Origin of the sequence: Micromonospora sp. NPDC001898, assembly GCF_042891255.1 — a bacterium.
Lineage (GTDB): Bacteria > Actinomycetota > Actinomycetes > Mycobacteriales > Micromonosporaceae > Micromonospora.
Map to the genome: position 1 here is coordinate 838,029 of NZ_JBIATC010000001.1, position 24,388 is coordinate 862,416.

Annotated in this window: 20 protein-coding genes; 18 read left to right on the forward strand and 2 right to left on the reverse strand. The window is 72.5% G+C overall.

The features are described from left to right. Positions 1–53 precede the first annotated feature (53 nt). The 4 genes from rho (at position 54) to prfA (ending at position 7,653) form a co-directional block, all read left to right on the forward strand. Positions 54–2,258: a transcription termination factor Rho gene (gene rho, locus ACFYZF_RS04030; protein ID WP_387015695.1), complete on the forward strand. Its 2,205-nt coding sequence runs from the start codon at positions 54–56 to the stop codon at positions 2,256–2,258. Between the two features lie 151 nt (positions 2,259–2,409). Next, positions 2,410–5,913, forward strand: coding sequence for a phosphodiester glycosidase family protein (locus ACFYZF_RS04035; RefSeq protein WP_387015697.1), 3,504 nt, complete (start codon positions 2,410–2,412; stop codon positions 5,911–5,913). Between the two features lie 313 nt (positions 5,914–6,226). Beyond that, complete coding sequence (gene rpmE, locus ACFYZF_RS04040) at positions 6,227–6,451, forward strand: 50S ribosomal protein L31 (RefSeq protein WP_117665559.1); 225 nt, start codon at positions 6,227–6,229, stop codon at positions 6,449–6,451. A 113-nt stretch (positions 6,452–6,564) separates the two neighbouring features. Next, positions 6,565–7,653, forward strand: a complete 1,089-nt coding sequence (prfA, locus tag ACFYZF_RS04045; RefSeq protein WP_387015700.1) for a peptide chain release factor 1 — start codon at positions 6,565–6,567, stop codon at positions 7,651–7,653. Between the two features lie 23 nt (positions 7,654–7,676). Here prfA and ACFYZF_RS04050 read toward each other — a convergent pair whose 3' ends face one another. Further along, positions 7,677–9,227, reverse strand: coding sequence for a GGDEF domain-containing protein (locus tag ACFYZF_RS04050; protein WP_387015703.1), 1,551 nt, complete (start codon positions 9,225–9,227; stop codon positions 7,677–7,679). A 73-nt stretch (positions 9,228–9,300) separates the two neighbouring features. Between ACFYZF_RS04050 and prmC the strand changes: the two genes are divergently transcribed. From prmC to ACFYZF_RS04070, 4 genes are all read left to right on the forward strand, one after another. Further along, the gene (prmC, locus tag ACFYZF_RS04055) at positions 9,301–10,374 is read left to right on the forward strand and encodes a peptide chain release factor N(5)-glutamine methyltransferase (RefSeq protein WP_387015705.1); all 1,074 of its coding nucleotides are present in this window, start codon (positions 9,301–9,303) and stop codon (positions 10,372–10,374) included. Then, positions 10,353–11,018: an L-threonylcarbamoyladenylate synthase gene (locus tag ACFYZF_RS04060; protein ID WP_387015708.1), complete on the forward strand. Its 666-nt coding sequence runs from the start codon at positions 10,353–10,355 to the stop codon at positions 11,016–11,018. The genes prmC and ACFYZF_RS04060 overlap by 22 nt, the downstream gene beginning before the upstream one ends. Next, on the forward strand, positions 11,019–11,630 hold the full coding sequence (locus tag ACFYZF_RS04065) for a phosphotyrosine protein phosphatase (RefSeq protein WP_387015711.1): 612 nt from the start codon (positions 11,019–11,021) through the stop codon (positions 11,628–11,630). A gap of 207 nt (positions 11,631–11,837) precedes the next feature. After that, positions 11,838–13,955: a transglycosylase domain-containing protein gene (locus tag ACFYZF_RS04070; protein WP_387015714.1), complete on the forward strand. Its 2,118-nt coding sequence runs from the start codon at positions 11,838–11,840 to the stop codon at positions 13,953–13,955. A gap of 28 nt (positions 13,956–13,983) precedes the next feature. On the opposite strand, the gene ACFYZF_RS04075 is transcribed toward ACFYZF_RS04070, so the two are convergent. Further along, positions 13,984–15,453: an SDR family oxidoreductase gene (locus tag ACFYZF_RS04075; RefSeq protein ID WP_387015717.1), complete on the reverse strand. Its 1,470-nt coding sequence runs from the start codon at positions 15,451–15,453 to the stop codon at positions 13,984–13,986. 34 nt (positions 15,454–15,487) lie between these two features. On the opposite strand from ACFYZF_RS04075, the gene ACFYZF_RS04080 reads away from it, so the two are divergent. From ACFYZF_RS04080 to ACFYZF_RS04125, 10 genes are all read left to right on the forward strand, one after another. Further along, entirely contained in the window at positions 15,488–15,904 is a 417-nt protein-coding gene (locus ACFYZF_RS04080; protein WP_387015720.1) for a hypothetical protein, read from the forward strand. Between the two features lie 182 nt (positions 15,905–16,086). Further along, positions 16,087–16,323 (forward strand): AtpZ/AtpI family protein, encoded by a 237-nt coding sequence (locus tag ACFYZF_RS04085; RefSeq protein ID WP_161685176.1) that lies wholly within the window; start codon positions 16,087–16,089, stop codon positions 16,321–16,323. An 11-nt stretch (positions 16,324–16,334) separates the two neighbouring features. Next, positions 16,335–17,132, forward strand: coding sequence for a F0F1 ATP synthase subunit A (gene atpB, locus ACFYZF_RS04090; RefSeq protein ID WP_350884434.1), 798 nt, complete (start codon positions 16,335–16,337; stop codon positions 17,130–17,132). Positions 17,133–17,200: 68 nt separating this feature from the next. Next, positions 17,201–17,434, forward strand: coding sequence for an ATP synthase F0 subunit C (locus tag ACFYZF_RS04095; RefSeq protein ID WP_350884435.1), 234 nt, complete (start codon positions 17,201–17,203; stop codon positions 17,432–17,434). 30 nt (positions 17,435–17,464) lie between these two features. Beyond that, on the forward strand, positions 17,465–18,001 hold the full coding sequence (locus tag ACFYZF_RS04100) for a F0F1 ATP synthase subunit B (RefSeq protein WP_387015724.1): 537 nt from the start codon (positions 17,465–17,467) through the stop codon (positions 17,999–18,001). Further along, positions 18,001–18,822, forward strand: coding sequence for a F0F1 ATP synthase subunit delta (locus ACFYZF_RS04105; protein WP_387015727.1), 822 nt, complete (start codon positions 18,001–18,003; stop codon positions 18,820–18,822). The genes ACFYZF_RS04100 and ACFYZF_RS04105 overlap by 1 nt, the downstream gene beginning before the upstream one ends. Positions 18,823–18,925: 103 nt before the next feature. Then, entirely contained in the window at positions 18,926–20,566 is a 1,641-nt protein-coding gene (gene atpA, locus ACFYZF_RS04110; RefSeq protein WP_387015730.1) for a F0F1 ATP synthase subunit alpha, read from the forward strand. A 9-nt stretch (positions 20,567–20,575) separates the two neighbouring features. Continuing rightward, complete coding sequence (locus ACFYZF_RS04115) at positions 20,576–21,505, forward strand: F0F1 ATP synthase subunit gamma (protein ID WP_387015733.1); 930 nt, start codon at positions 20,576–20,578, stop codon at positions 21,503–21,505. Next, positions 21,505–22,956 (forward strand): F0F1 ATP synthase subunit beta, encoded by a 1,452-nt coding sequence (atpD, locus tag ACFYZF_RS04120; RefSeq protein ID WP_387015735.1) that lies wholly within the window; start codon positions 21,505–21,507, stop codon positions 22,954–22,956. The genes ACFYZF_RS04115 and atpD overlap by 1 nt, the downstream gene beginning before the upstream one ends. A 213-nt stretch (positions 22,957–23,169) precedes the next feature. Further along, a complete protein-coding gene (locus ACFYZF_RS04125; RefSeq protein ID WP_387015738.1) occupies positions 23,170–24,315 on the forward strand; it encodes an LCP family protein in 1,146 nt (381 codons plus the stop codon). The last annotated feature ends 73 nt before the right edge of the window (positions 24,316–24,388 follow it).

The following is a 24,388-nucleotide window of genomic DNA, read 5'->3' on the forward strand; positions in this document are numbered from 1 at the left end:
GCCACCTGCTTGTCGACTCCGGGCAGTCCCGGCCTATCGAGGGAAGGAATCCATTGAGCGACACCACCGACGTGACGTCGGATGTTTCCAACGTCGCTGGCGATGCCGCCGCCGCCGCCCCCGTCCGCCGTCGGCGTAGCGGAACCGGCCTGTCGGCGATGCTGCTGCCGGAGCTGCAGAGCCTGGCCGCGTCGCTCGGCATCTCCGGCACGGCTCGCATGCGCAAGGGCGAGCTGATCAGCGCGATCACCGAGCGGCAGGGCGGCGCCGCTGCCGGGACCCCTCGACCGCGGGCCGAGGTCGCGGCCGCTGCCCCCGCCCGTGGGGAGGTGCACGTGGAGGTCTCCCAGGCCCCGTCCGGCGCTGACCAGAGCCGGGCCCAGGAGCCGGCCGTCGCCGCGCCGGCCGAGGGCCGGACCAGGGCCCGGCGCAGCCGGGCCGCCACCACTGCCGAGTCCCGGGCCCCCAAGGCCGAGACCCGGCCGGTCGAGGCCCAGCCGGCTGAGACCCGGCCGGTAGAGCCGCGCGTCGAGGAGCCGCCGGCCGCGACCGTGACCGAACCCGCCGAGCGCGGCGAGGGCCGCCGGGAGCGCGGCGAGGCCCGGGGCGGCCGGGACCAGGCCGAGCGCGGCGAGCGTGCCGACCGGACTGAGCGTGCCGACCGGCCCGAGCGGGCCGAGCGGCCCGACCGGACTGAGCGTGCCGAGCGGACTGAGCGTGCCGAGCGGCCCGAGCGGACTGAGCGTGCCGACCGGACCGAGCGTGGCGAGCGCAACGACCGGACCGACCGGACCGACCGGACCGAGCGTGCCGACCGGACCGAGCGTGGCGAGCGGACCGAGCGGACCGAGCGTGGCGAGCGGACCGAGCGTGCCGACCGGGCCGAGCGTGGCGAGCGTGCCGACCGGACCGACCGCGGTGAGCGCAACGACCGCAACGACCGCAACGACCGGGGTCCGCGCGTCGACAACGACGACGACGACGAGGCGGGTGGCCGGCGGGGCCGGCGCAGTCGCTTCCGGGACCGTCGTCGGGGCCGCGGCGAGCGCGGCGAGGAAGGCGGCGGCCCTGGTGGCGGCGGTCCCGGCGGTGGCGGCGGTGGCCGCGAGCCGCAGGTGAACGAGGACGACGTCCTCGTTCCGGTCGCCGGCATCATCGACGTGCTCGACAACTACGCCTTCGTCCGGACCACCGGCTACCTGGCCGGCCCGAACGACGTGTACGTCTCGATGTCCCAGATCAAGAAGTACGGCCTGCGGCGCGGTGACGCGATCACCGGTGCGGTACGTGCGGCGCGGGACGGTGAGCAGCGGCGGGACAAGTACAACCCGCTGATGCGGCTGGACACCATCAACGGGATGGAGCCGGACGAGGCGAAGCGTCGGCCGGAGTTCTACAAGCTCACTCCGCTGTATCCGCAGGAGCGCCTGCGGTTGGAGACCGAGCCGCACATCCTGACGACCCGGGTCATCGACCTGGTCATGCCGATCGGCAAGGGCCAGCGGGCACTCATCCAGTCGCCGCCCAAGGCGGGTAAGACGATGGTGCTCCAGGCGATCGCGAACGCGATCACGCACAACAACCCGGAATGCCACCTGATGGTGGTGCTGGTGGACGAGCGGCCCGAAGAGGTCACCGACATGCAGCGGTCGATCAAGGGCGAGGTCGTCGCGGCCACGTTCGACCGTCCGCCGCAGGACCACACGACGGTGGCGGAGTTGGCGATCGAGCGGGCGAAGCGCCTGGTCGAACTCGGGCACGACGTCGTCGTGCTGCTCGACTCGGTGACCCGGCTCGGTCGGTCGTACAACCTGGCGGCGCCGGCCAGCGGCCGGATCATGTCGGGTGGTATCGACTCCACCGCGCTCTACCCGCCGAAGCGCTTCCTCGGTGCGGCCCGCAACATCGAGAACGGCGGCTCGCTGACCATCATCGCCACGGCGCTGGTGGAGACCGGGTCCATGGCGGACACGGTCATCTTCGAGGAGTTCAAGGGCACCGGCAACGCGGAGCTGAAGCTGGACCGGAAGATCGCCGACAAGCGCACCTTCCCGGCCATCGACATCAACCCGTCCGGTACCCGTAAGGAGGAGGTCCTGCTCGCACCCGAGGAGCTGGCCATCCTCCACAAGCTCCGCAAGGTCCTGCACTCGCTGGACTCGCAGGCGGCGATGGACCTGCTGCTCGACAAGCTCAAGCAGACCCGCACCAACATCGAGTTCCTGATGCAGATCGCGAAGTCCACACCGGGGGACTGACCCGGAGGGACTGGCGGAAGGGCACGGCCGCTCGCGGCCGTGCCCTTCCGCGTCCTGGGGCAGGCCGGACGGGTCGGCCGACGTGAAGTTTTCCTTCGGTTAAGCCGTTAGGTATTGAAACTTCTGTTCACCGTCGGGTTGACTGGCGGTCATGCGCACCCGCAGTCGATCCGCTCATCTCGCCGGCGTCCTGCTGCTGACGCCGCTGCTCACCCTGACGGGCCCCGTGCCGGCCGCGGCCGGCCCACCCCCTGCCCCGGCCGGCGGGACCGCCGCCGAGGACGCCCCCCGCGCCTCGTCCGCCCCCGCCGACGCGGTCGCCCTCGCCGGTGACCCGGCCGCGGCCAGCGCCGCCACCCGCGCAGCCTCCGGCGTCGAACCGGCCGGTGGCCTGGAGACCGCGAAGACCGTCCGGCCGGTCGCCCCCGGCCTCGACCTGACCTCCTTCGACCGCTACGACGCCAACGGCTGGCTACGCGCCGACGCGTTGACCGCCGACCTCACCGGCGGGGTCACCGTGGACTACGTCAACTCCGGCGAGGTGGCGAAGGCCGAGCCGCTGCGCGGCGCGGTGGACCGGTCCCGGGCCGTCGCCGCCGTCAACGGCGACTTCTTCGACATCAACAACTCCGGGGCGGCCCAGGGGATCGGGGTACGGGCCGGGGAACTGGTCCAGTCGCCCGTCGCCGGGCACAACAACGCCGTCGCGATCAGCGCCGACGGCCTCGGCCGGGTGATCCAGGTGAACTTCGACGGCACCGCCACCCTGCCCGCCGGCCCGGTGTCGCTGACCCAGTTCAACAACATGGTGCAGGCGAACGGGGTCGGCCTGTTCACCCCGCTCTGGGGCGCGTACCCCCGGGGACGTGCGGTGGAGGGCGCGCAGCGCGTCGCCGAGGTGACCGTGGTCGACGGTCGCGTCGCAACGGTGACCACGGCGGCCGGCGCCGGCCCGATCCCCGCCGGCACCACCGTGCTGCTCGGGCGGGACGCCGGCGCGGACGCCCTCGCCGGCCTGCGGCCGGGCGACCCGGTGAGCGTGGCGTACCAGCCGAAGGCATCCGACGGCGGCACCCTGCGCGCGGCGGTCGGCGGCAGCAACGTGCTGGTCCGCGACGGAGCGGTGCAGAGCATCGCCGACGCCTCCCTGGCGCCGCGCACCGCGGTCGGCTTCACCGCGGACGGCAAGCGCATGATCATGCTTACCGTGGACGGCCGGCAGGTGGACAGCCGGGGCGTCACCCAGACCGAGATGGGCCGGATGATGGCCGAGTTGGGCGCGTGGACCGCGCTCAACCTCGACGGCGGCGGCTCCTCGACCCTGCTGGCCCGCCGCCCCGGCGAGGCGACCGTCGAGGTGGCGAACAGCCCGTCCGACGGCGCCGAGCGCGCCGTGCCCAACGGCCTGGCCATCTACGCGCCGAAGGGCAGTGGCCGGCTCACCGGCTACTGGCTGCGCACCACCAGCGACCCCACCGCCGCGCCGGGCGTCGCCCCGGTCCGGGGCGGCCGGCCCGACCGGGTCTTCCCCGGCCTGACCCGCAGGCTCAGCGCCGTCGGCCACGACGAGACGTACGGCCCGGCGGCCGGCGCCCCGGCCTGGCGGGCGAATCCCGCGGTCCACGGGATGGTCGACCGCGACGGCGTCTTCCGGGCCTTCTTGCCCGGCCGCACCACCGTCACCGCGTGGCGGGGCGGGGCCAGCGGGACGCTCGACCTCACCGTGCTCGGCCCGTTGGCCCGGATCGACGCCACGACCGACCGGGTCGGGCTGAACCGGGCCGGCGACGCCGCCCTGTTCGGCGTCGTCGGCTACGACGCCGAGGGCAACACCGCCCCGATCGAGCCCGCCGACCTGCGGCTCGACTACGACCGGAGCGTGCTCGACGTCACCTCCACCGAGGACGGCAACCTCTCGGTGAAGGCGCTCACCGACAGCGGCTCCGCCCTGGTCACCGTGCGCGTCGGGGCCCGGACCACCGTGCTGCCGGTCACCGTCGGGCTCACCGACGTCCCGGTGGCCACCTTCGACAACGCGGCGTCCTGGAAGTTCAGCCAGGCCCGGGCCAGCGGCTCCGTCGCCCCGGCGCCGGGCCACACCGGCACCGGCCTGAAGATGTCGTACGACTTCAGCCAGTCCACCGGCACCCGCGCCGCGTACGCCGACCCGCCGGCCTGGATCGAGGTACCCGGCCAGCCGCAGGCGTTCGGCATGTGGATCAACGGCAGCGGCAGGGGGGAGTGGCCCAGCCTGCACCTGCACGACGCCCAGGACACCCAGCACGTGCTGCGCGGCCCGCTGATCACCTGGACCGGCTGGCGGTACGTCGAGCTCGCCGTCCCGGCCGGGGTGCAGTACCCGGTGCGGGTGCGCCGGTTCTACGTCGCGGAGACCAACGCCGCAGCCCAGTACACCAGCGAGATCGTCATCGACGACCTGGTGGCGAAGGTTCCCCCGACGGTCGACGTGCCGGCCGAGGAGCCGCGCACCGACCGGGTGGTGCTGCGCGACGGCACCGTCGACGGGGCGCCCTGGCGCTTCGCGGTCATGTCCGACGCCCAGTTCGTCGCCGCCGCCCCGGACAGCGACCTGGTCGCCCAGGCCCGCCGCACGCTGCGCGAGATCCGGGCCGCCAAGCCGGACTTCCTGGTGATCAACGGGGACTTCGTGGACACCGCCTACCCGGCGGACTTCGCCCTGGCGAGGCGGATCCTCGACGAGGAGTTGGGCGGCGAGCTGCCCTACTACTACGTCCCCGGCAACCACGAGATCATGGGCGCCCCGATCGGCAACTTCACCGCCGCGTTCGGGGCCACCTCGCGGGTCTTCGACCACGCCGGCACCCGGTTCGTCACGCTGAACACCTCCGCCGGGTCGCTGCGCGGCAGCGGCTTCGACCAGGTGGAGCTGCTGCGCGACACCCTCGACCGGGCCGCCGCCGACCGGAGCGTCGGCTCGGTGGCCGTGCTGTTCCACCACCCGCCGCGCGACCCGAGCCCGGCCAAGGCCAGTCAGCTCGGCGACCGCAAGGAGGCTGCGCTGGTCGAGCAGTGGCTCGCCGACTTCCAGCACCGCACCGGCAAGGGCGCGCTCGTCGTCAACGGCCACGTCGGCGCGTTCCACGCCGACCGGGTCGACGGGGTGCCGTACGTGATCAACGGCAACTCGGGCAAGAATCCGTCCACCCCGGCGCAGCTCGGCGGCTTCACCGGCTGGACGGAGTTCGGCGTCGACCCGGTCACCCCGGCGGAGGCCGAGCGGGCCCGCCGCGACCCGCTCGCCGAGGGCCCCCGCTGGGTGGACGCCGAGTTGCACGCCCACGTCGACCAAGTCGCCCTGACCGCGCCGGAGACGGTGGCGGTCGGCGCCCCGGCCCGGGTCACCGCGACGCTGACCCAGCCGGGCGGGCGAGTCGTGCCGGTGGCCGCCCCGGTCAGCGCGGACTGGTCCGCCTCGCCGAGCGTCCTCGTCGGACCGGTCATCGGGCTGAGGCCCTGGCACGTGGCCCGGTTCGACCCGGCGACCGGTGTGCTGACGGCGCTGCGTCCGGGCGCGACGGTCCAGCTCGCGGTGACGGTCAACGGCGTCCGCGCCGAGGCCACCGTCACCCTCACCCGGGCGGCCGCCGCAGCCGCCCGGACCCCCGCCGCCTGAGAGGTGCGGAAGGGCCCCGGCCGTCGCGGAACGTGGCGACCGGGGCCCTTCCCGTGCCACCCGGCTCCCCGCCAGGACGGTTCAGATCTCCGAGGGCCCACCGGAATGCGGGGCGGCGGGGCGGGAATGCGGAAGGGGACGGGCACGTTGACGAAGCCGGACCTGCTGTGCGGCCCGCCTGACGGGTCGGCCCACGCCCATGGCACACTGGTCAATCGGCCACCGGTTCCGGTTCACGCCCGAGCCCGGCGCGCACCACGCGCCGGCGCCGCACGGGCGACCCGGCGACCACCCACGAAAGGACCGAGGCGACATGAAGTCCAACATCCACCCGGAGTACACGACCACCGAGGTCAGCTGCTCCTGCGGTAGCACCTTCACGACCCGCAGCACCGCCAAGGGCGGTTCCATCCACGTCGAGACCTGCAGCGCCTGCCACCCGTTCTACACCGGTAAGCAGCGCGTTCTCGACACGGCCGGCCGGGTCGCCAAGTTCCAGCAGAAGTACGCCAAGGTTCAGGCCAAGAAGGCCAAGTAGCTCCACGTTCGGCGCCCGCGTCCGGCTTCCTGCCGGGCGCGGGCGCTGTCCGTATTGCCCCCGTCCGGTCCACCATCCCGGCCGGTCCTCGTCGTCGAAGGAGCACCCCGAGCATGAGCAGCGAACGGCTGGCCGCCCTCCTCGACGAGTACGCCGAGCTGGAGAAGCGCCTCGCGGACCCGGCCATCCACGCCGACCAGGGCACCGCCCGCCGGGTCGGCCGCCGGTACGCCGAACTGGTGCCGCTGAACAAGGCGGCCGGCGAGCTGGAGCAGGCCCGCGCCGACCTGGTCGCGGCGAGGGAACTGGCCGCCGAGGAGCCGTCCTTCGCGGCCGAGGCGGAGTCGATCGCCGCCGGACTGCCGGCGCTGGAGCAACGCCTCGCCGAGTTGCTGATCCCGCGCGACCCGCACGACGCCAAGGACGTGATCGTCGAGATCAAGGCCGGCGAGGGCGGCGAGGAGTCCGCCCTGTTCGCCGGCGACCTGCTGCGGATGTACACCCGGTACGCCGAGCGGCACGGGTGGCTCACCGAGGTGATCGACGCGCAGGACTCCGACCTTGGCGGGGTGAAGGACGTCTCGCTGGCGATCAAGACCAAGGGCGTCCCGGAGGGCGGAAACGGGGTCTGGTCCCGGCTCAAGTGGGAGGGCGGGGTGCACCGGGTGCAGCGCGTCCCGGTCACCGAGTCGCAGGGACGCATCCACACCAGTGCCGCCGGGGTTCTGGTGCTGCCCGAGGCGGAGGACGTGGACGTCACCATCGACCCGAACGACCTCCGGATCGACGTTTTCCGCTCGTCCGGGCCCGGCGGGCAGTCGGTGAACACCACCGACTCGGCGGTGCGGATCACCCACATGCCGACCGGGATCGTGGTCTCCTGCCAGAACGAGAAGTCCCAGCTCCAGAACCGGGAGCAGGCGATGCGCATCATGCGGGCCCGGCTGCTGGCCGCCGCCCAGGAGCAGGCCGACGCCGCCGCCTCGGACGCCCGCAAGGCGCAGGTGCGCACGGTGGACCGCTCGGAGCGGATCCGTACGTACAACTACCCGCAGAACCGGATCACCGACCACCGGATCGGCTACACGGCGTACAACCTCGACCTGGCCCTCGCCGGTGAGCTGGACGGCGTGCTGGACGCCCTCGCCGAGGCCGACCGTACTGCCCGACTGGCCGGCGACACCGAGCTGACCCGCCGCTGACCGGCCCCTGAGCCGCCCCCGGGTCAGGAGGCGCGAGAGCGGGTCTTGGCGGCGAGCATCTCCCGGTCGGCGGTCTCGAACGCCGTGCCGAGCGCGTCGCGCAGGCCCGCGCCGGAGCCGCTCACCTCGGCGAAGCCGATGCTGACCCCGACCGGGGTGCCGGGTACCAGCGACTCCCAGTCCTCCGTGCCCACCGCCGCCTTGATCCGGCGGGCCACCTCGGCCGCCTCGGACATCCCGGCGCCCGACAGCACCACCACGAACTCGTCGCCGCCGTAGCGGGCCACGAAGTCACCCCGGCGCATCACCCGGTTGATCACCCCGGCGACGCGCTGGAGGACCAGGTCACCGGAGTGGTGGCCGTGCCGGGTGTTGACGGCCTTGAAGGCGTCCAGGTCGCAGACGCCGATCACCACCCGCTCGCCGCGGGCCACCACCGACGCGATGTAGCGCTCCAGCCGGCGCCGGTTGGGCAGCCCGGTCAGCGGGTCGGTGAGCGCCTCGCCCTCGTACCGGGCGGCCTCGCGGCGCATCTCCTCGTGGTCGATCCGGGCGGCGATGCCGTCGATGTAGACGTCCCGCAGCCGGTCGTTGCGCTGGGCGGCGAGCCGGAACGCGTGCCGGTCGGCCCGGTGCGCCGCCGGGTGGTCGCCGGCCCGCCCGTACGCGATGCTGCGCAGCCGCGCCGACTCGGCGGCGCCGAGGGTCTCGTGGGAGACCCTGGCGGTGTCCAGCCGGGTGACCGCCTCGATCGGGTTGCCGGTGGCGATGGCCAGGCACACCTGGCCGAGCTGGCGCATGTCCCGGGCCCGCGCGCTGTCCCCGCCGTGCGCGAGCAGCCGCGCCGGGTCCGCGTCGGTGCCGGTCTCCACCCGGTCGCCCAGCGCGGCCCGGCGGGCGGCGGCGTAGCCGTACGCGGCGAGGCTGCTGGGGCGCAGCTCGCCGGCCCGCTTGCCGCGCAGGAACCGGCCCAGGTCGGAGGCGACGTCCCGGAGCACCCGTAGGCAGCCGTCGCTGTCGCCGTTGTGGTCGAGGGCCACCGCGTTGCGCAGCCGGATCCCGGGGGCGGCGAAGGTCTCCTCGGGGATGCCGGCGGCGACCCCGAGCTGGCGGGCGCGTTCGATGGCGCCGAGGGCGTAGCCGTGGAAGCTCAGGTACGAGTAGGCCATCGCCAGGTCGTGCCAGCCCCACGCGGTGTCCCGGTCCGGGTCCTCCACCGCGCCGAGTGCCCGCGCGGCCTTGACCAGGTGGGTGACGCAGCGGTCGAGCGCCCCCTGGTGGTGGGCGGCGAGCGCGGCCAGCGCGTTGAGGTGCCCGTGCAGGTAGGGCTCGGCGAGGTCCCGCACGGCGGCGGACGCCTCCTCGATGGCCCGGGTGAACTCGGCGGTGCGACCGAGATTGATCAACGCGGAGAGGCGCTGGACCAGCGCGTCCGCCCGGACGTACGGGTCGGCGGTGCCGTGGAGCACCCCGTCGAGCAGGAGGCACGCCTCGGCGGAGCGGTCCACCTCCTGCAGGGTGCGGGCCCGGGTTAGGGCGTCAACCTGGTCGTTGACCCGGTCGAGCCAGCCCACCCGCGACCTCCCTGTCGGTGTGCGCCGACGCACCAACTCGTGGTGCGCTCCGGCGACGCTTCATGATTATGTCGTGACCTCCCTTCCGCAACACCCGTCCGAAGGGTCAGAACGGCTTCGGCCCTCGGTGGCGGTTGCCCGCGCCGCGCGGACCCTCGCCGCGGCGGGCGTCGAGGCGTCCCGCGCCGAGGCCGAGCTGCTCGCCGCGCACGTGCTGGGCGTACCCCGGGGGCGGCTGGCGCTGGCCGACGGCCTCACCGCCGACCAGCTCGACCGGTACGACGCCCTGGTCGCCCGGCGGGCGACCAGGGAGCCGTTGCAGCACCTCACCGGCAGCGCCGGCTTCCGGCACCTGGAACTGGCGGTCGGGCCGGGCGTCTTCGTGCCCCGGCCGGAGACGGAGTTGCTCGCCGGCTGGGGCGTCGACCGGGCGCGGCTGCGGCCCGGGGTGGGCGAGACGGCCGGGGTGGGCGAGACGGCCGGGGTGGGCGAGACGGCCGGGGTGGGCGAGACGGCCGGGGTGGGCGAGACGGCCGGGGTGTGCGACGGGCCGCTGGTGGTCGACCTGTGCAGCGGGTCGGGCGCGATCGCCCTCGCGGTCGCCCAGGAGGTGCCCGCCGCCCGGGTGGTGGCGGTGGAACGGTCGCCGGCCGCGCTGTCCTGGCTGCGCCGCAACGCCGCCGACCGGGCCGCCGCCGGGGACCGGCCGATCGAGGTGGTGGCCGCCGACGTCACCGACCCGGAGCTGCTGACCGGGCTGACCGGGCGGGTGGACGTGCTGCTGTGTAACCCGCCGTACGTGCCGCGCGCGGTGCTCGTCCCGCCCGAGGTGGCGGCGCACGACCCGGACGAGGCGGTCTTCGGCGGGGCGGACGGGCTGGACGTGATCCGGCCGGTGCTCGCCCGGGCCGCCGAGCTGCTGCGCCCCGGCGGGGTGCTCGGGGTCGAGCACGACGACACGCACGGCGCGGTGCTGCCGGCGCTGCTCGCCGCCGACGGCCGGTACGAGGCGGTCGAGGAGCACCGGGACCTGGCCGGACGGCCCCGGTTCGCCACCGCCCGCCGCCGCCGGGAGTCCGTGCCCGCGGCACCTGGTCACGCCGAGGACACCGACGGGCCCCGGGCGTGGCAGACTGGCTCCTCGTGATGCTCTACGACTGCCGGTCGCCCGCCGACCGGGACCGCGGCATCGCCGCTGCCATCGAGGCTGTCAAGAACGGCGAGCTGGTTGTCCTGCCGACGGACACGGTCTACGGGATCGGCGCCGACGCCTTCACGCCGTATGCCGTCAAGGCCCTCTCGGATGCCAAGGGCGGCACCCGGCAGACGTCGTCGGTGCTGATCGGCTCCCGGCACACCCTCGACGGGCTGGTCTTCACGCTGCCCGGGGCGGCCCGCGACCTGGTCGAGGCGTTCTGGCCGGGTGCGCTGACCATCGTGGTGGAGCACTCGCCGAGCCTGTCGTGGGACCTGGGCGACGACGGCGGCACGGTCGCCGTGCGGATGCCGCTGCATCCGGTGGCCCTGGAGGTGCTGCGGGAGACCGGCCCGATGGCGGTGGCGTCGGCCAACAAGCTCGGCCAGCCGGCGACGGTCACCGCCGAGGCGGCCCGTGAGCAGCTCGGCTACGCCGTCCGGGCGTATCTGGAGGCCGGGCCCTGCCCGGACCCGGTGCCGAGCACCATCGTCGACCTCACCGGCGAGGTGCCCCGGGTGCTGCGCGCCGGGGCGATCCCGTTCGAAGAGCTGCGGGACGTCGTGCCCGACATCGTTGAGAGCCGGGTGGGCTGAGTGCCGCCGTTCACCGTCCTGCACGTCTGCATGGGCAACATCTGCCGCTCGCCGATGGCGGAGCGGCTGTTGGCGCTGGCCGTCCGCGAGCGGCTGACCCGGCGCGGCGTCGACCCGACCGGCGCGGACGGGCTGCTGCACAGCCACAGCGCCGGCACCGGCGGCTGGCACGCGGGGGAGGAGATGAACCCGCCGGCTGCCCGGCAGGTGCTCTCCCGGGGCGGCGACGTGGACGGCTTCGCCGCCCGCAAGCTGCGCTCCGACCAGATCGACGCCGCCGACCTGGTCCTCACCGCCACCGCCGACCAGCAGGAGTACGTGGTGGCGCTGCGCCCCGACGCCGCCGCCCGCACCTTCGTGCTCGGCGAGTTCGGCCGGCTGCTGGCGGCGGTGGACGCCGCCGCGCTGCCGGCCGCCGAGTCCGGCCCCGACGCGGTGTACGCGCGCGGGGTGGCGCTGGTCGCCGCCGCGCACGCCGCCCGGCAGGGTACGTCTCCGCTGCGCACCGACGACCTCGACGACCCGTGGGGGCGGGGCGACCAGTGCTTCAGCCGGGTGGCCGACGAGATCGAGGAGACCGTCCACCCGCTGGCCGTCGCCCTGCTGCCCTGACGTTCACCCCCGCCTACCGCCGCCCACCGCCGCCCGCCCTGGCCGGGCCGGTCGTCCCGCGCGTCAAGCCGGTCGTCCCGCGCGTCCTGCGGCGCGTCGCGTGCTTTTCTCGCGAAACTTGTCCCCCTTTGGGGAAAACCGGGGGTGCCTGATGGCTTCCGGGTCATTCTGAACGGGTTCGCACGCTGGCTCCTGCGGGGAGAGCTGATGATCCGGGTCCGCCGTCTCGACAAGCTGATGACCATCGTGATCGCGGGGGTGCTCGCCGGGCTGGCCCTGGCGGTGGCGGCCCTGCCGGCCGCTCTGGTATTCGGGTTCGGCGTGCGAGGGCTCACCGAGCCCTGGACCGAGCTGCCCGAGTCGCTGCGCACGCCGCCCACGGCCCAGCGTTCCAACCTCTACGCCGACGACGGCACCACCCTGATCACCTCGTTCTACACCGAGGACCGGGTGGACGTGCCGCTGAGTGAGGTGGCACCGGTGATGCGCCAGGCCATCGTCGCCGCCGAGGACGTCCGCTTCCACCAGCACCGGGGCGTCGACGCGCGGGGCGTGGTCCGGGCGTTCACCGCCAACCAGCGCGACGGCACCCGGCAGGGCGCTTCCACGCTGACCATGCAGTACGTGCGCAACGTGCTGGCCAGCGACCCGGCGCTCACCGAGGAGGAGCGGGCCAAGGCCACCGAGATCACCGTCGCCCGCAAGCTCAAGGAGATGCGGTACGCCCTGGCGCTGGAACAAGAGCTGAGCAAGGAGCAGATCCTCGCCGGCTACCTCAACATCGCCTACTTCGGCGCCGGGGCGTACGGGGTGGGCGCCGCCAGCAAGCGGTACTTCTCGAAGCCGCCGGCGAAGCTCACCCTGGCCGAGGCGGCCCTGCTCGCCGGGCTGGTCCGCTCGCCGAACACCGACGACCCGATCAACGGCGACGCCGACGCGGCGCTTGTGCGCCGGGCGTACGTGCTGGACCGGCTGGTCGAGACCGGCCAGGTCGCGCCCGACGTGGCCGCGGCGGCGCAGGCCGAGCCGTTGACGCTGAAGCCCAGTACGACGCCGAACGACTGCGCGGCCGTTCCGAAGGGGCACGAGGACTGGGGATTCTTCTGCGACTGGTTCACCCGTTGGTGGAGCGAGCAGCCGGCCTTCGGCGCCACGGTCGACGAGCGGCAGCGCACCCTGCGTCGGGGCGGCTTCCGGATCGTCGCCTCGCTCGACCTGGCCGCGCAGCGGACCGCCACCGAGCAGGTGCGGAAGGTGTACGACGTCGACGACCGCCGCGCCGCGCCGACCGCGGTGGTGCAGCCGGGCACCGGGCGGGTCCTCGCCCTGGCGGTGAACCGGAACTACGGCGTGGCCGAGAACCCGCCGGGCTGGAAGAACCGTCCGAACACGGTCAACCAGCTCGTCGCCGGGGGCGGGGCGATCACCGGTTACCAGGCCGGCTCGACGTTCAAGCTCTTCGCCGTGCTCGCCGCGCTGGAGGCCGGCCTACCACTGGACACCGGGTTCGACTCCCCGTCCCGCATCGTCACCCGGTTCCCGGTCGCCGGCGGCTCCGCCGAATGCGACGGCCGGTGGTGCCCGGTCAACGCCGACCCCGTCGGGATGGACGGCCACCGCACCATGTGGGACGCCTTCGGCCGCTCGGTGAACACCTACTTCGCCTGGCTGACCGAGCGGGTGGGCGCGGACCGGGTGGTGGAGATGGCCGAGCGGCTCGGCATCCGGTTCCGCGCCGAGTCCGACGCCCGGATGGCCCGGTACGGCGCGCGGGAGTGGGGGCCGTTCACCCTGGGGGTCACCGCCACCACCCCGCTCGACCTGGCCGGCGCGTACGCCGCGGTGGCCGCGGAGGGCAGGTGGTGCGCGCCCACGCCGGTGCTGTCGATCACCGACGGCAGTGGCCGGACCGCCACCGCCGGTCGCCCGGACTGCCGGCAGGTGCTCGACGTCGACGTGGCCCGGGGCGCGGCGGATGCCGCCCGCTGCCCGGTCGGCGACCAGTCGATGTACCGCCGCTGCGCGGGCGGCACCGCCGCCGACCTGCGCTCCCGGCTCGGCCGGCCGGTGGCGGGCAAGACCGGCAGCTCGGACGGGAACGGGACGGAGACCGTCGTGGCCTTCACTCCGCAGCTCGCCGTCGCCTCGATCGCGGCGAATCCCGACGACCCGCGTGACGCGGTCGGCAAGGCGGTCCAGGCCCGCCTGGTCGACGTCGTCGGCAGGATCCTGTACGACACCCTGCGGGACGAGCCGGTCCGCGACTTCGTCCCGCCCGGCGAGTCGGTCGCCTTCCGCGTCACGGGCGCCCGCACCGGCGACTGACTTCAGGATCGACGTGGGTTGACGTGGGTCAGTCAGGGGCGGGGCGTTCGGCGTTGCGGGCGATGTTGCGGGCCATGCCGCCGAAGACGATGGCGTGGAACGGGAAGACCGAGCCCCAGTAGGCGTGACCGGCCAGGCCGTGCGGGAGGAAGACCGCGCGCTGGACGTAGCGGCTCGCGCCGGCCGCGCCGGGCTCGACGCGCATCTCCAGCCAGGCCCGGCCGGGCAGCCGCATCTCGGCGCGCAGCCGCAGCAGCTCGCCCGGGACGATCTCCTCGACCCGCCAGAAGTCCAGCGCCTCACCGACCTGGAGGCGGTGCGGGTCGCGCCTGCCCCGGCGCAGCCCCACCCCGCCGATCAGCCGGTCCAGCCACCCGCGCACCGACCAGGCCAGCGGGAACGAGTACCAGCCGTGCTCCCCACCGACCCCCTCGATCACCCGCCACAGCGCGTCCGCCGGGGCGGCCACGGCCCGTTCCCGCTCGTCGGTGTAGACGGTGCCGCCGGACCACGCCGGGTCGCTGGGCAGCGGCTCGGCCGGGGCGTCCGGCCCGCTCGCGGTGGACCACCGGGTCTCCACCTGGGCGTCGCGGACCTTCGCCAGCGCCAGCGCGACGGCCTCGTCGAAGCGGGTCAGCCCGCCCGGCGGGTCGGGGACGTACCGGGCGATGTCGTGCTCGTGGGCGACCGCCTCCTGGACCAGGCTCTCCACCAGCGGCCGGGCGATGGCGTTCGGCACCGGGGTGACCAGCCCGACCCAGTGCGAGGAGAGCGCCGGGGTCAGCGGCCTCACCGGGACGATGATCCGCCGGGGCAGCCCGGCCACCCGGGCGTAGCGCCGCATCATGTCCTGGAAGGTGAGCACGTCCGGGCCGCCGATGTCGAAGGCCCGGTTCACCTCCGGCGGCAGCGCGACGCAGCCCGTCAGGTAGCGCAGCACGTCCCGGACGGCGATCGGCTGGATCCGGTTGCGCACCCAGCGCGGGGTGACCATCACGGGCAGCCGCTCGGTGAGGTGGCGCAGCATCTCGAACGAGGCCGAGCCGGACCCGATGATCACCGCTGCCCGGAGCACCGCCGTCGGCACACCGCTGTCCAGCAGGATCCGCGCCACCTCCGCCCGGGACCGCAGGTGCGGCGACGAGACCTCGCCGTCGGCGTTCGGCTCCGGCCCACCGAGGTAGACGATCCGGCGTACGCCCGCGGCGCGGGCCGCGGCGGCGAAGTTGGCCGCGGCCTCCCGGTCGGCCGCCTCGAAGCCGGCCTGACCGAGTGAGTGCACCAGGTAGTACGCGACGTCCACGCCCGCGAACGCGGCCGGCAGGGTTCCCGGTCCGCGTAGGTCACCCTCGGCGATCTCGGCCCGCGACGCCCACGGCACGTCGCGCAGCCGGGCGGCCTTGCGGGCCAGGCAGCGCACCTGGTGCCCGTCCGCCAGCAACCTGGGCGCGAGCCGCCCGCCGATGTATCCGGTCGCACCCGTGACTAGGCATTTCACAGTCACCAGTGTGCGGCCCATAGACTTCCTCGTTGTGAAGAACGCGACGAGCACCTTCGACCGCGGCTGGCGGCTGCGCCACCTGCCGGTGCTGCTGGTCGCCTCCGCCGTGGTGGCGGCCCTCGGCGCGGTGGCCGGCGGCATCCTCGGTGGCGCCGACGCGGCGCTCGGCGTGGCCGCTGGGGTAGCCGTCACGGTGGTCAGCTACACCCTCACCACGGTGGTGCTGGCCTGGGCGGACGCGCGGAACCCGCAGCTCGTGCTGCCGCTCGGGCTCGGCCTCTACGCCGCCAAGTTCACCCTCCTGGGTGGCGTGATGGTGGCGGTCGCGTCGACCGGGTGGGCCGGGCTGCTCCCGCTCTGCCTCGGCATCGCCGTCGGTGTGGTGGTCTGGACCGGCGCGCACATCTGGTGGATCAGCACGGTCCACACGCGCCGGAGCAGGGCCTGACGCCGCCGGCGTCCCACTGCTCGACACGACGCGCGAAAGTGTCCGATGCCGGTCATTCTCTGGGTGGCGGAAGGGGAGTAGCGTGCCCCCAGACGAACTGCCCGCCCGGCACCCACACAACGACAGTTGTGCGGGGGGTGAGGCACAGCCTCGTTTTCCCGACTGATATCGTTCGCCCCGTCATGGCTGGTGACCAAACCCCCCAACCCACCGGCGGCCCGGACGACATACCGACCGGCGCCGGCCAGGGTTGGACCGCGCTCTCGTACCTCATCGGGGGCATGCTCGTCTGGGGCTTCATCGGCTGGCTGGTCGACCAGTGGCTCGACACCGGCGGCATCGCCACCGGGATCGGCGTCGTGCTCGGCATGGCCGGGGGGATCATCCTGGTCATCCGCCGGCTCGGCACGCCTACTTAGGAAGGGACGCGGTGTTCGGACAGGCGAACGTCCTGGCACAGGGCGAGGCAGCATTCCCACCCAGCGTGGACGATTTCTACCTGCCCAGCATCCTTCCCTGGGGTGCGCACGACTCGTACTGGTTCACCAAGATCACGGCCATGGTCTGGGTCGCCGTCGGCATCCTGATCATCTTCTTCCTGGTCACGTACCGGAAGCCGCAGCTCGTGCCGACGAAGAAGCAGTGGCTCGCCGAGTCGATCTACGGCTTCGTGCGGAACAACATCGCCGTCGACATGATCGGGCACGCGGGGGTGCGGTTCGCGCCGTACTTCACCACGCTCTTCTGCTTCGTCCTGCTGACGAACTTCTTCGCGATCCTGCCGTTCTTCCAGATCTCGCCGAACTCGCACATCGCGTTCCCGGCCTTCCTGGCGTTGATCAGCTACGGGCTGTTCAACTACATCGGCATCCGCAAGCACGGCTTCGTGAAGTACTTCAAGAACTCGCTGATCCCGCCGGCGCCGTGGTACATCCTGCCGCTGCTGATCCCGATCGAGCTTTTCTCGACCTTCCTGGTCCGGCCGTTCTCGCTGGCCGTCCGTCTCTTCGCGAACATGTTCGCCGGCCACATGCTCCTGCTGGTCTTCACGCTCGGCGGCTTCGCGATGCTGAGCGCCAACGCCTGGCTGGCCCCGGTCTCGGTGCTGTCCTGGGTGATGACCATCGCGCTCACCTTCCTCGAGTTCCTGGTGATCTGCCTGCAGGCCTACGTCTTCACGGTGCTCAGCGCCAGCTACGTACAGGGCGCGCTCGCCGACGAGCACTGATCCACCTCGCACCAACCAGTTGTCGTCCCGCGTGACCGTCACGCGTGATAACCAGGAGGAACCCACTAATGGACATCTACGCCGCGGTAGAGGGCAGCACCGCCGCCATCGGCTACGGTCTCGCGGCCATCGGCCCGGGTATCGGTGTCGGCCTGGTCTTCGCCGCCTACATCCAGTCGACGGCCCGTCAGCCGGAGTCGTCCAAGATGACCCTGCCGTACGTCTGGATCGGCTTCGCCGTCATCGAGGCGCTCGCGCTGCTGGGCATCGCGTTCGGCTTCATCTGGCAGGGCCAGCTCTAATCCCGCCCCCCTTCGACCGGGAGGTCTTCCATGTTCTTCCTCGCTGCTGAGGGTGGTGAGGCGCACAACCCGATCATCCCGATCTGGCAGGAGATCGTGGTTGGGTCCGTCGCCTTCGCCGTGCTCTGCTTCGTGCTGATGAAGTTCGTCTTCCCCCGCATGGAGCAGACGTTCCAGGCCCGGGTGGACGCGATCGAGGGCGGCATCAAGCGCGCCGAGGCCGCCCAGGCCGAGGCGAACCAGCTGCTCGAGCAGTACCGCGCGCAGCTCGCCGAGGCGCGCAACGACGCCGCCCGGATCCGGGACGACGCCCGGGCCGACGCCGAGGGCATCCGCCAGGACGTCCTCGCCAAGGCGCGGGAGGAGTCCGACCGGATCATCGCGGCCGGCAAGGAGCAGCTCGCCGCCGAGCGGGCCACCATCGTGCGCGAGCTGCGCACGGAGGTCGGCACGATCGCGGTCGACCTGGCCAGCAAGATCGTCGGCGAGTCGTTGGCCGACGAGGCCCGGCGCAAGGGCACCGTCGACCGGTTCCTCAGCGGCCTCGAGAGCACGGGGGCCCGCTGATGCAGGCCGCCAGCCGGGAGTCGTACCGGGCCGCGACCGAGCGCCTGGCGGCGTACGCGCGGGGTGCGGAGCCGTCGGCAGTGGCCGCCACCGCCGACGACCTGCTCTCCGTCGCCGGCTTGCTGCGGCGCGAGCCGCGGCTGCGCCGGGCGCTGTCCGACCCGGCCCGGCCGGGCGCGGACCGCGCCGGGCTGCTCGGCGACATGCTCCGGGGGAAGGTCGGCGCGGGCGCGCTCGACCTGCTCACCGGGCTGGCGTCCGGCCGGTGGTCGGCACCGTCGGAACTGCTCGACGGCACCGAGCGACTGGGTGTGGAGGCGCTGCTGGCCAGCGCCGACGCGTCCGGCGAGCTGGGCGAGGTCGAGGACGAGCTGTTCCGCTTCGGTCAGGTGGTCGCCGGCCAGCCCGCGCTCTCCGGCGCGCTGTCCGACCCGGTCGCCCCGGTCGAGCGGCGGGCCGCGCTGGCCCGCGAGCTGCTGGCCGGCAAGGCCAGCCCGATCACCGTCCGCCTCGTCGAGGTGGCACTGGGCGGGTTCGGCGGGCGGTCCTTCACCGGCTCGGTCACCCGGCTGGTCGAGCTCACCGCCGACCGGCGGGACCGGCAGGTCGCGTACGTGACCGTGGCGGCCCCGTTGAGTGAAGAGGACGAGCGCCGGCTCGGTGCCCGCCTCGCCGCGATGTACGGTCGAGAGGTTTCCGTCAAGCAGACGGTGGACCCCGCGATCCTCGGTGGCGTCAGCGTCCGGGTCGGCTCCGACCTGTACGACGGCACCGTCCTGCGCCGCCTCAACGAGACCCGCAACGCGCTCGCGAAGCGCTGACCGGCGCCCGCTGCCACACCCCGCGAAGCGCCCGGATTGACAGACGCCATTCGGACCGGTCGGTACTAGGTATCCCGGGCCCCTGAATTTAAGGAAGCAGAGGATGGCCGAGCTGACCATCTCGACGGAGGAGATCCGCGGCGCCCTGGAGCGCTACGTCTCCTCCTATTCGCCCGACGTCTCCCGCGAGGAGGTCGGCACCGTCGCCGACACCGGCGACGGCATCGCCCACGTCGAGGGCCTGCCCTCGACCATGACCAACGAGCTCCTGGAGTTCGAGGACGGCACGCTCGGCGTGGCCCTGAACCTCGACGTCCGGGAGATCGGCGTCGTCGTTCTCGGTGACTCCGCGAAGCTCGAAGAGGGCCAGCGCGTCAAGCGCACCGGCCGGGTGCTCTCCGTGCCGGTCGGCGACGCCTTCCTCGGCCGTGTGGTCAACTCGCTCGCCCAGCCGATCGACGGCCTCGGCGACATCGCCAACGAGGGCTTCCGCGAGCTGGAGCTCCAGGCCCCGAACGTGATGGCCCGGCAGTCCGTGGACGAGCCGATGCAGACCGGTATCAAGGCGATCGACGCCATGACCCCGATCGGCCGGGGCCAGCGGCAGCTGATCATCGGTGACCGGAAGACCGGCAAGACCACGGTCGCGCTGGACACCATCCTCAACCAGCGGGACAACTGGCGCTCCGGCGACCCGAAGAAGCAGGTCCGCTGCATCTACGTCGCCATCGGCCAGAAGGCCTCCACGATCGCCTCGATCAAGGGCATCCTGGAGGAGGCGGGCGCGCTGGAGTACACCACCATCGTCGCCTCCCCGGCGTCCGACCCGGCCGGCTTCAAGTACCTGGCCCCGTACACCGGCTCGTCCATCGGGCAGCACTGGATGTACGGCGGCAAGCACGTCCTGATCGTCTTCGACGACCTGAGCAAGCAGGCCGAGGCGTACCGGGCCGTGTCGCTGCTGCTGCGCCGCCCGCCGGGCCGCGAGGCGTACCCGGGTGACGTCTTCTACCTGCACTCCCGGCTGCTGGAGCGCTGCGCGAAGCTCTCCGACGCGCTGGGCGGCGGCTCGATGACCGGCCTGCCGATCATCGAGACCAAGGCCAACGACATCTCGGCCTTCATCCCGACCAACGTCATCTCCATCACCGACGGCCAGATCTTCCTGGAGACGGACCTGTTCAACCAGGGCGTCCGGCCGGCCATCAACGTCGGCACCTCGGTCTCCCGGGTCGGTGGCGCCGCGCAGGTGAAGCCGATGAAGAAGGTCTCCGGCTCGCTCCGGCTCAACCTGGCCCAGTACCGCGAGCTGGAGGCGTTCGCCGCCTTCGCCTCCGACCTGGACAAGGCCTCCCGCGCCCAGCTGGACCGCGGTTCCCGCCTGGTCGAGCTGCTCAAGCAGCCGAACTACTCCCCGTACCCGGTGCAGGAGCAGGTCGTCACCGTCTGGGCCGGCGTCGAGGGCAAGCTCGACGACATCCCGGTCGGCGAGGTCCGCCGCTTCGAGTCGGAGTTCCTCCAGTACCTGCGGCACAAGCACGAGGGCACCCTCGCGGCGATCGCCGACAACACGTGGGACGACGAGGTGATCTCCACCCTCGACCAGGCCATCGCGAGCTTCAAGCAGATGTTCCTGGGCAAGGAGGACGAGCCCCGGATCAACGAGGCCCCGGCCGCGCCGCTGGAGGGCGAGCAGAGCCGCGAGACGGTGACCCGCTACCGCGGCAACGCCGAGAAGCAGTAGGGCTGACTCATGGCGGCCCAGGTACGCGTTCTTCGTCAACGGATTCGCTCGGCGAAGGGGATGAAGAAGATCACCAAGGCGATGGAGCTCGTGGCGACGAGCCGGATCGCCAAGGCCCAGGCCCGGGTGCAGGCGTCCCTGCCGTACTCCCAGGCCATCACCGGCGTGCTCACCGCGCTGGCGTCCAACGCCCGGATCGACCACCCGCTGCTCACCCCGCGCGAGCGGGTGCGGCGGGCGGGCGTCCTGCTGGTAACCAGCGACCGGGGCCTGGCCGGCGGTTACAGCTCCAGCGCGATCAAGACGGCACAGTCGCTGATCGCCCGCCTGCGCGCCGAGGGCAAGGAGCCCGTGCTCTACGTCATCGGCCGCAAGGGCGTCGCGTTCTACCGGTTCCGGGACTGGCCGATCGCGGCGAACTGGACGGGCTTCTCGGAGCAGCCGACGTTCGCCGACGCCCGCGAGGTGGGTGAGACGCTGATCAAGGCGTTCACCGCCGGCGCGGACGACGTGGACGGCGACGCCGGGGCTGACGGGGTGCTGGGGGTCGACGAACTGCACATCGTCTACACCGAGTTCCACTCCCTGATGACCCAGACGCCGGTCGCGAAGATCATCGGCCCGATGCAGGTCGAGGACCGGCCACGGTCGGAGGGCCTGCTCCCGGCGTACGAGTTCGAGCCGGAGGCGGAGTCGCTGCTCGACGCGCTGCTGCCGAAGTACATCAACACGCGGATCTACGCGGCGTTGCTGGAGTCGGCGGCGAGCGAGTCGGCGGCCCGGCGGCGGGCGATGAAGAGCGCCACCGACAACGCCGAAGACATGATCGAGAAGTACACGCGTGAGATGAACTCGGCCCGCCAGGCCGGGATCACCCAGGAGATCAGCGAGATCGTCGGCGGCGCGAACGCGCTCGCCGCGTCGGGAAGTGAAGTGTGATGACTGTATCCGCAGTTGCTGGTGGACCAGCTGAGACCAAGACGGCCACGGGTCGCGTGGTCCGGGTCATCGGCCCGGTCGTCGACGCCGAGTTCCCGCGCGACGCCATGCCGGCCCTGTTCAACGCCCTGCACGTCAGCGTGACGCTGTCCGGCGGCGAGAAGACGCTGACCCTGGAGGTCGCCCAGCACCTGGGTGACAACCTGATCCGCGCGATCTCGATGCAGCCGACCGACGGCCTGGTCCGCGGCACCGAGGTGCGCGACAGTGGCTCGCCGATCACCGTTCCGGTGGGCGACGCGGTCAAGGGCCACGTGTTCAACGCGATCGGCGAGTGCCTCAACCTCACCGAGGGCGAGACGCTGAACCCCGACGACCACTGGGGCATCCACCGCAAGGCCCCGGCCTTCGCGGACCTGGAGCCGAAGACCGAGATGCTGGAGACCGGCATCAAGGTCATCGACCTGCTCGCCCCGTACGTCAAGGGCGGCAAGATCGGCCTGTTCGGCGGCGCCGGCGTGGGCAAGACGGTGCTGATCCAGGAGATGATCACCCGGGTGGCCCGGAACTTCGGTGGTACGTCGGTGTTCGCCGGCGTGGGTGAGCGCACCCGTGAGGGCAACGACCTCATCGCCGAGATGACCGAGTCCGGCGTCATCGACAAGACCGCCCTGGTCTACGGCCAGATGGACGAGCCGCCGGGCACCCGGCTCCGGGTCGCCCTCTCCGCGCTGACCATGGCGGAGTACTTCCGCGACGTGAAGAAGCAGGAGGTGCTGCTCTTCATCGACAACATCTTCCGCTTCACCCAGGCCGGTTCCGAGGTGTCCACCCTGCTCGGCCGCATGCCGAGCGCCGTGGGTTACCAGCCGACCCTGGCCGACGAGATGGGCGAGCTCCAGGAGCGGATCACCTCCGTCCGGGGCCAGGCCATCACCTCGTTGCAGGCGATCTACGTGCCGGCGGACGACTACACCGACCCCGCCCCGGCCACCACGTTCGCCCACCTCGACGCGACCACCAACCTGGAGCGGTCGATCTCCGACAAGGGCATCTACCCGGCCGTGGACCCGCTGGCGTCCTCGTCCCGGATCCTCGCCCCGGAGTTCGTCGGCGCCGAGCACTTCGCGGTGGCCACCGAGGTGAAGCGGATCCTGCAGAAGTACAAGGACCTGCAGGACATCATCGCTATCCTCGGCATCGAGGAGCTCTCCGAGGAAGACAAGATCACCGTGCAGCGCGCCCGGCGGATCGAGCGCTTCCTGTCGCAGAACACCTACGCCGCCGAGCAGTTCACCGGCGTCGCGGGCTCGACGGTCCCGATCGCCGAGACCATCGAGGCGTTCAAGAAGATCAGCGAGGGGGCGTACGACCACTTCCCCGAGCAGGCCTTCTTCATGTGCGGCGGTCTTGAGGACCTGGAGCGCAAGGCTGCGGAGCTGATGAAGTAGACGATCGTCACACCATCAAGGACCGCCCCGGTAGCCAACGGGGCGGTCCTTGCTCATCTACAGGCCCTATGATCTCCGCTGTCCGGTTGCCGAGCCGGTGGTTACGACGTGGGCGGGGTACCGTCGATCCGCGCCGTCCCCCCGGCGAGTGACAAATACTGCAACCTTTCGGCTGCTGCGCCCGTCTCCTCTTCGTGGGCGTGACGAACGGAGATGCTCGTGGGTAAGGCCGGCAAGAGCGACGGGAAGAAGCCGTCGGTGTGGTCTGGCGTGCCGAAGTGGGCGCGGGTGTGCACGGTGTTCGGCGCCGTGCTCATGCTGCTCAGCGGCGCGGTGCTGGTGGGCTACGAGGCGCTGGTGTCCCGGTACGAGGGCGCGGTCGGCAAGGGTGACCTGTTCGGCGACCAGGCCGCGGGCGCCCAGGAGCGCAAGAGCGACATCAAGGGCCCGCTCAACATCCTGCTGGTGGGCATCGACCCGCGCGATCCGGAGACCCCGCCGCTGGCGGACTCGGTCATGGTGCTGCACGTGTCGACCGAGCTGGACCGGGCGTACCTCTTCTCGCTGCCCCGCGACCTGCGGGTCGAGATCCCGAAGTTCAGCAAGGCGGAGTTCCACGGCGGCACCGACAAGCTCAACGCCGCGATGTCGTACGGCAGCCGGGTGCCGGGGCAGAACCCCGACGCCGCCCGCGGCTTCGAACTGCTGGCCAACACCGTGCAGCAGGTGACCGGGATCGAGCGCTTCGACGGCGGCGCGATCATCAACTTCACCGGCTTCCAGAAGATCGTCGACGCGATGGGCGGCGTCGACATGTACATCGAGCGCGAGGTCCGCTCCGAGCACCGCGAGCCGAGTGGGGTGCACCGCAAGGGCAATCCCTACGGCGATGGCTACATCGGCCCCCAGGCGGTCTACAAGAAGGGCAACCAGCACCTCAACGGCTGGCAGGCGCTGGACTACGTCCGGCAGCGGTACCCGAAGAACGGCGTTCCGGACGCCGACTACGGCCGGCAGCGGCACCAGCAGCAGTTCATCAAGGCGATGGTCAACCAGGCGTTCAGCGCCGACGTGGTTACCAACCCGATCAAGCTGGACAAGGTGATCCGGGCCGCCGGGCAGTCGCTGATCTTCAACGGCCGGGGCAGCAGCGTGCTCGACTTCGCGATCGCCCTCAAGTCCACGCGCGCCGACAACGTCGAGCTGATCAAGCTGCCGGCGGAGAACATCGGCACCGGGTCGGCGTACCGGGGGGAGCGGCTGCTCCCCGAGGCCGAGGACTTCTTCACCGCCCTGAAGAAGGAGCAACTGGACGCGTTCCTGCTGGAGCATCCGGACTTCCGTAACAAGACGAAGTAGCGCCCGGTGGCGCGGTCCGGGCGCGGGTGGCGCAGCTTACGCCACCCGCGTTCGGCGTCCGCGGGGGGCGCGA

Excerpts from the sequence above, each read along its gene's own strand:
- ACFYZF_RS04100 (WP_387015724.1), top strand. The coding sequence starts at position 17,465 with ATGTTCTTCCTCGCTGCTGAGGGTGGTGAGGCGCACAACCCGATCATC.
- ACFYZF_RS04085 (WP_161685176.1), top strand. The coding sequence starts at position 16,087 with ATGGCTGGTGACCAAACCCCCCAACCCACCGGCGGCCCGGACGACATA.
- ACFYZF_RS04070 (WP_387015714.1), top strand. The coding sequence starts at position 11,838 with ATGATCCGGGTCCGCCGTCTCGACAAGCTGATGACCATCGTGATCGCG.
- ACFYZF_RS04105 (WP_387015727.1), top strand. The coding sequence starts at position 18,001 with ATGCAGGCCGCCAGCCGGGAGTCGTACCGGGCCGCGACCGAGCGCCTG.
- atpD (WP_387015735.1), top strand. The coding sequence starts at position 21,505 with ATGACTGTATCCGCAGTTGCTGGTGGACCAGCTGAGACCAAGACGGCC.
- ACFYZF_RS04115 (WP_387015733.1), top strand. The coding sequence starts at position 20,576 with ATGGCGGCCCAGGTACGCGTTCTTCGTCAACGGATTCGCTCGGCGAAG.
- ACFYZF_RS04095 (WP_350884435.1), top strand. The coding sequence starts at position 17,201 with ATGGACATCTACGCCGCGGTAGAGGGCAGCACCGCCGCCATCGGCTAC.
- atpA (WP_387015730.1), top strand. The coding sequence starts at position 18,926 with ATGGCCGAGCTGACCATCTCGACGGAGGAGATCCGCGGCGCCCTGGAG.
- ACFYZF_RS04035 (WP_387015697.1), top strand. The coding sequence starts at position 2,410 with ATGCGCACCCGCAGTCGATCCGCTCATCTCGCCGGCGTCCTGCTGCTG.
- prfA (WP_387015700.1), top strand. The coding sequence starts at position 6,565 with ATGAGCAGCGAACGGCTGGCCGCCCTCCTCGACGAGTACGCCGAGCTG.
- rpmE (WP_117665559.1), top strand. The coding sequence starts at position 6,227 with ATGAAGTCCAACATCCACCCGGAGTACACGACCACCGAGGTCAGCTGC.
- ACFYZF_RS04125 (WP_387015738.1), top strand. The coding sequence starts at position 23,170 with ATGCTCGTGGGTAAGGCCGGCAAGAGCGACGGGAAGAAGCCGTCGGTG.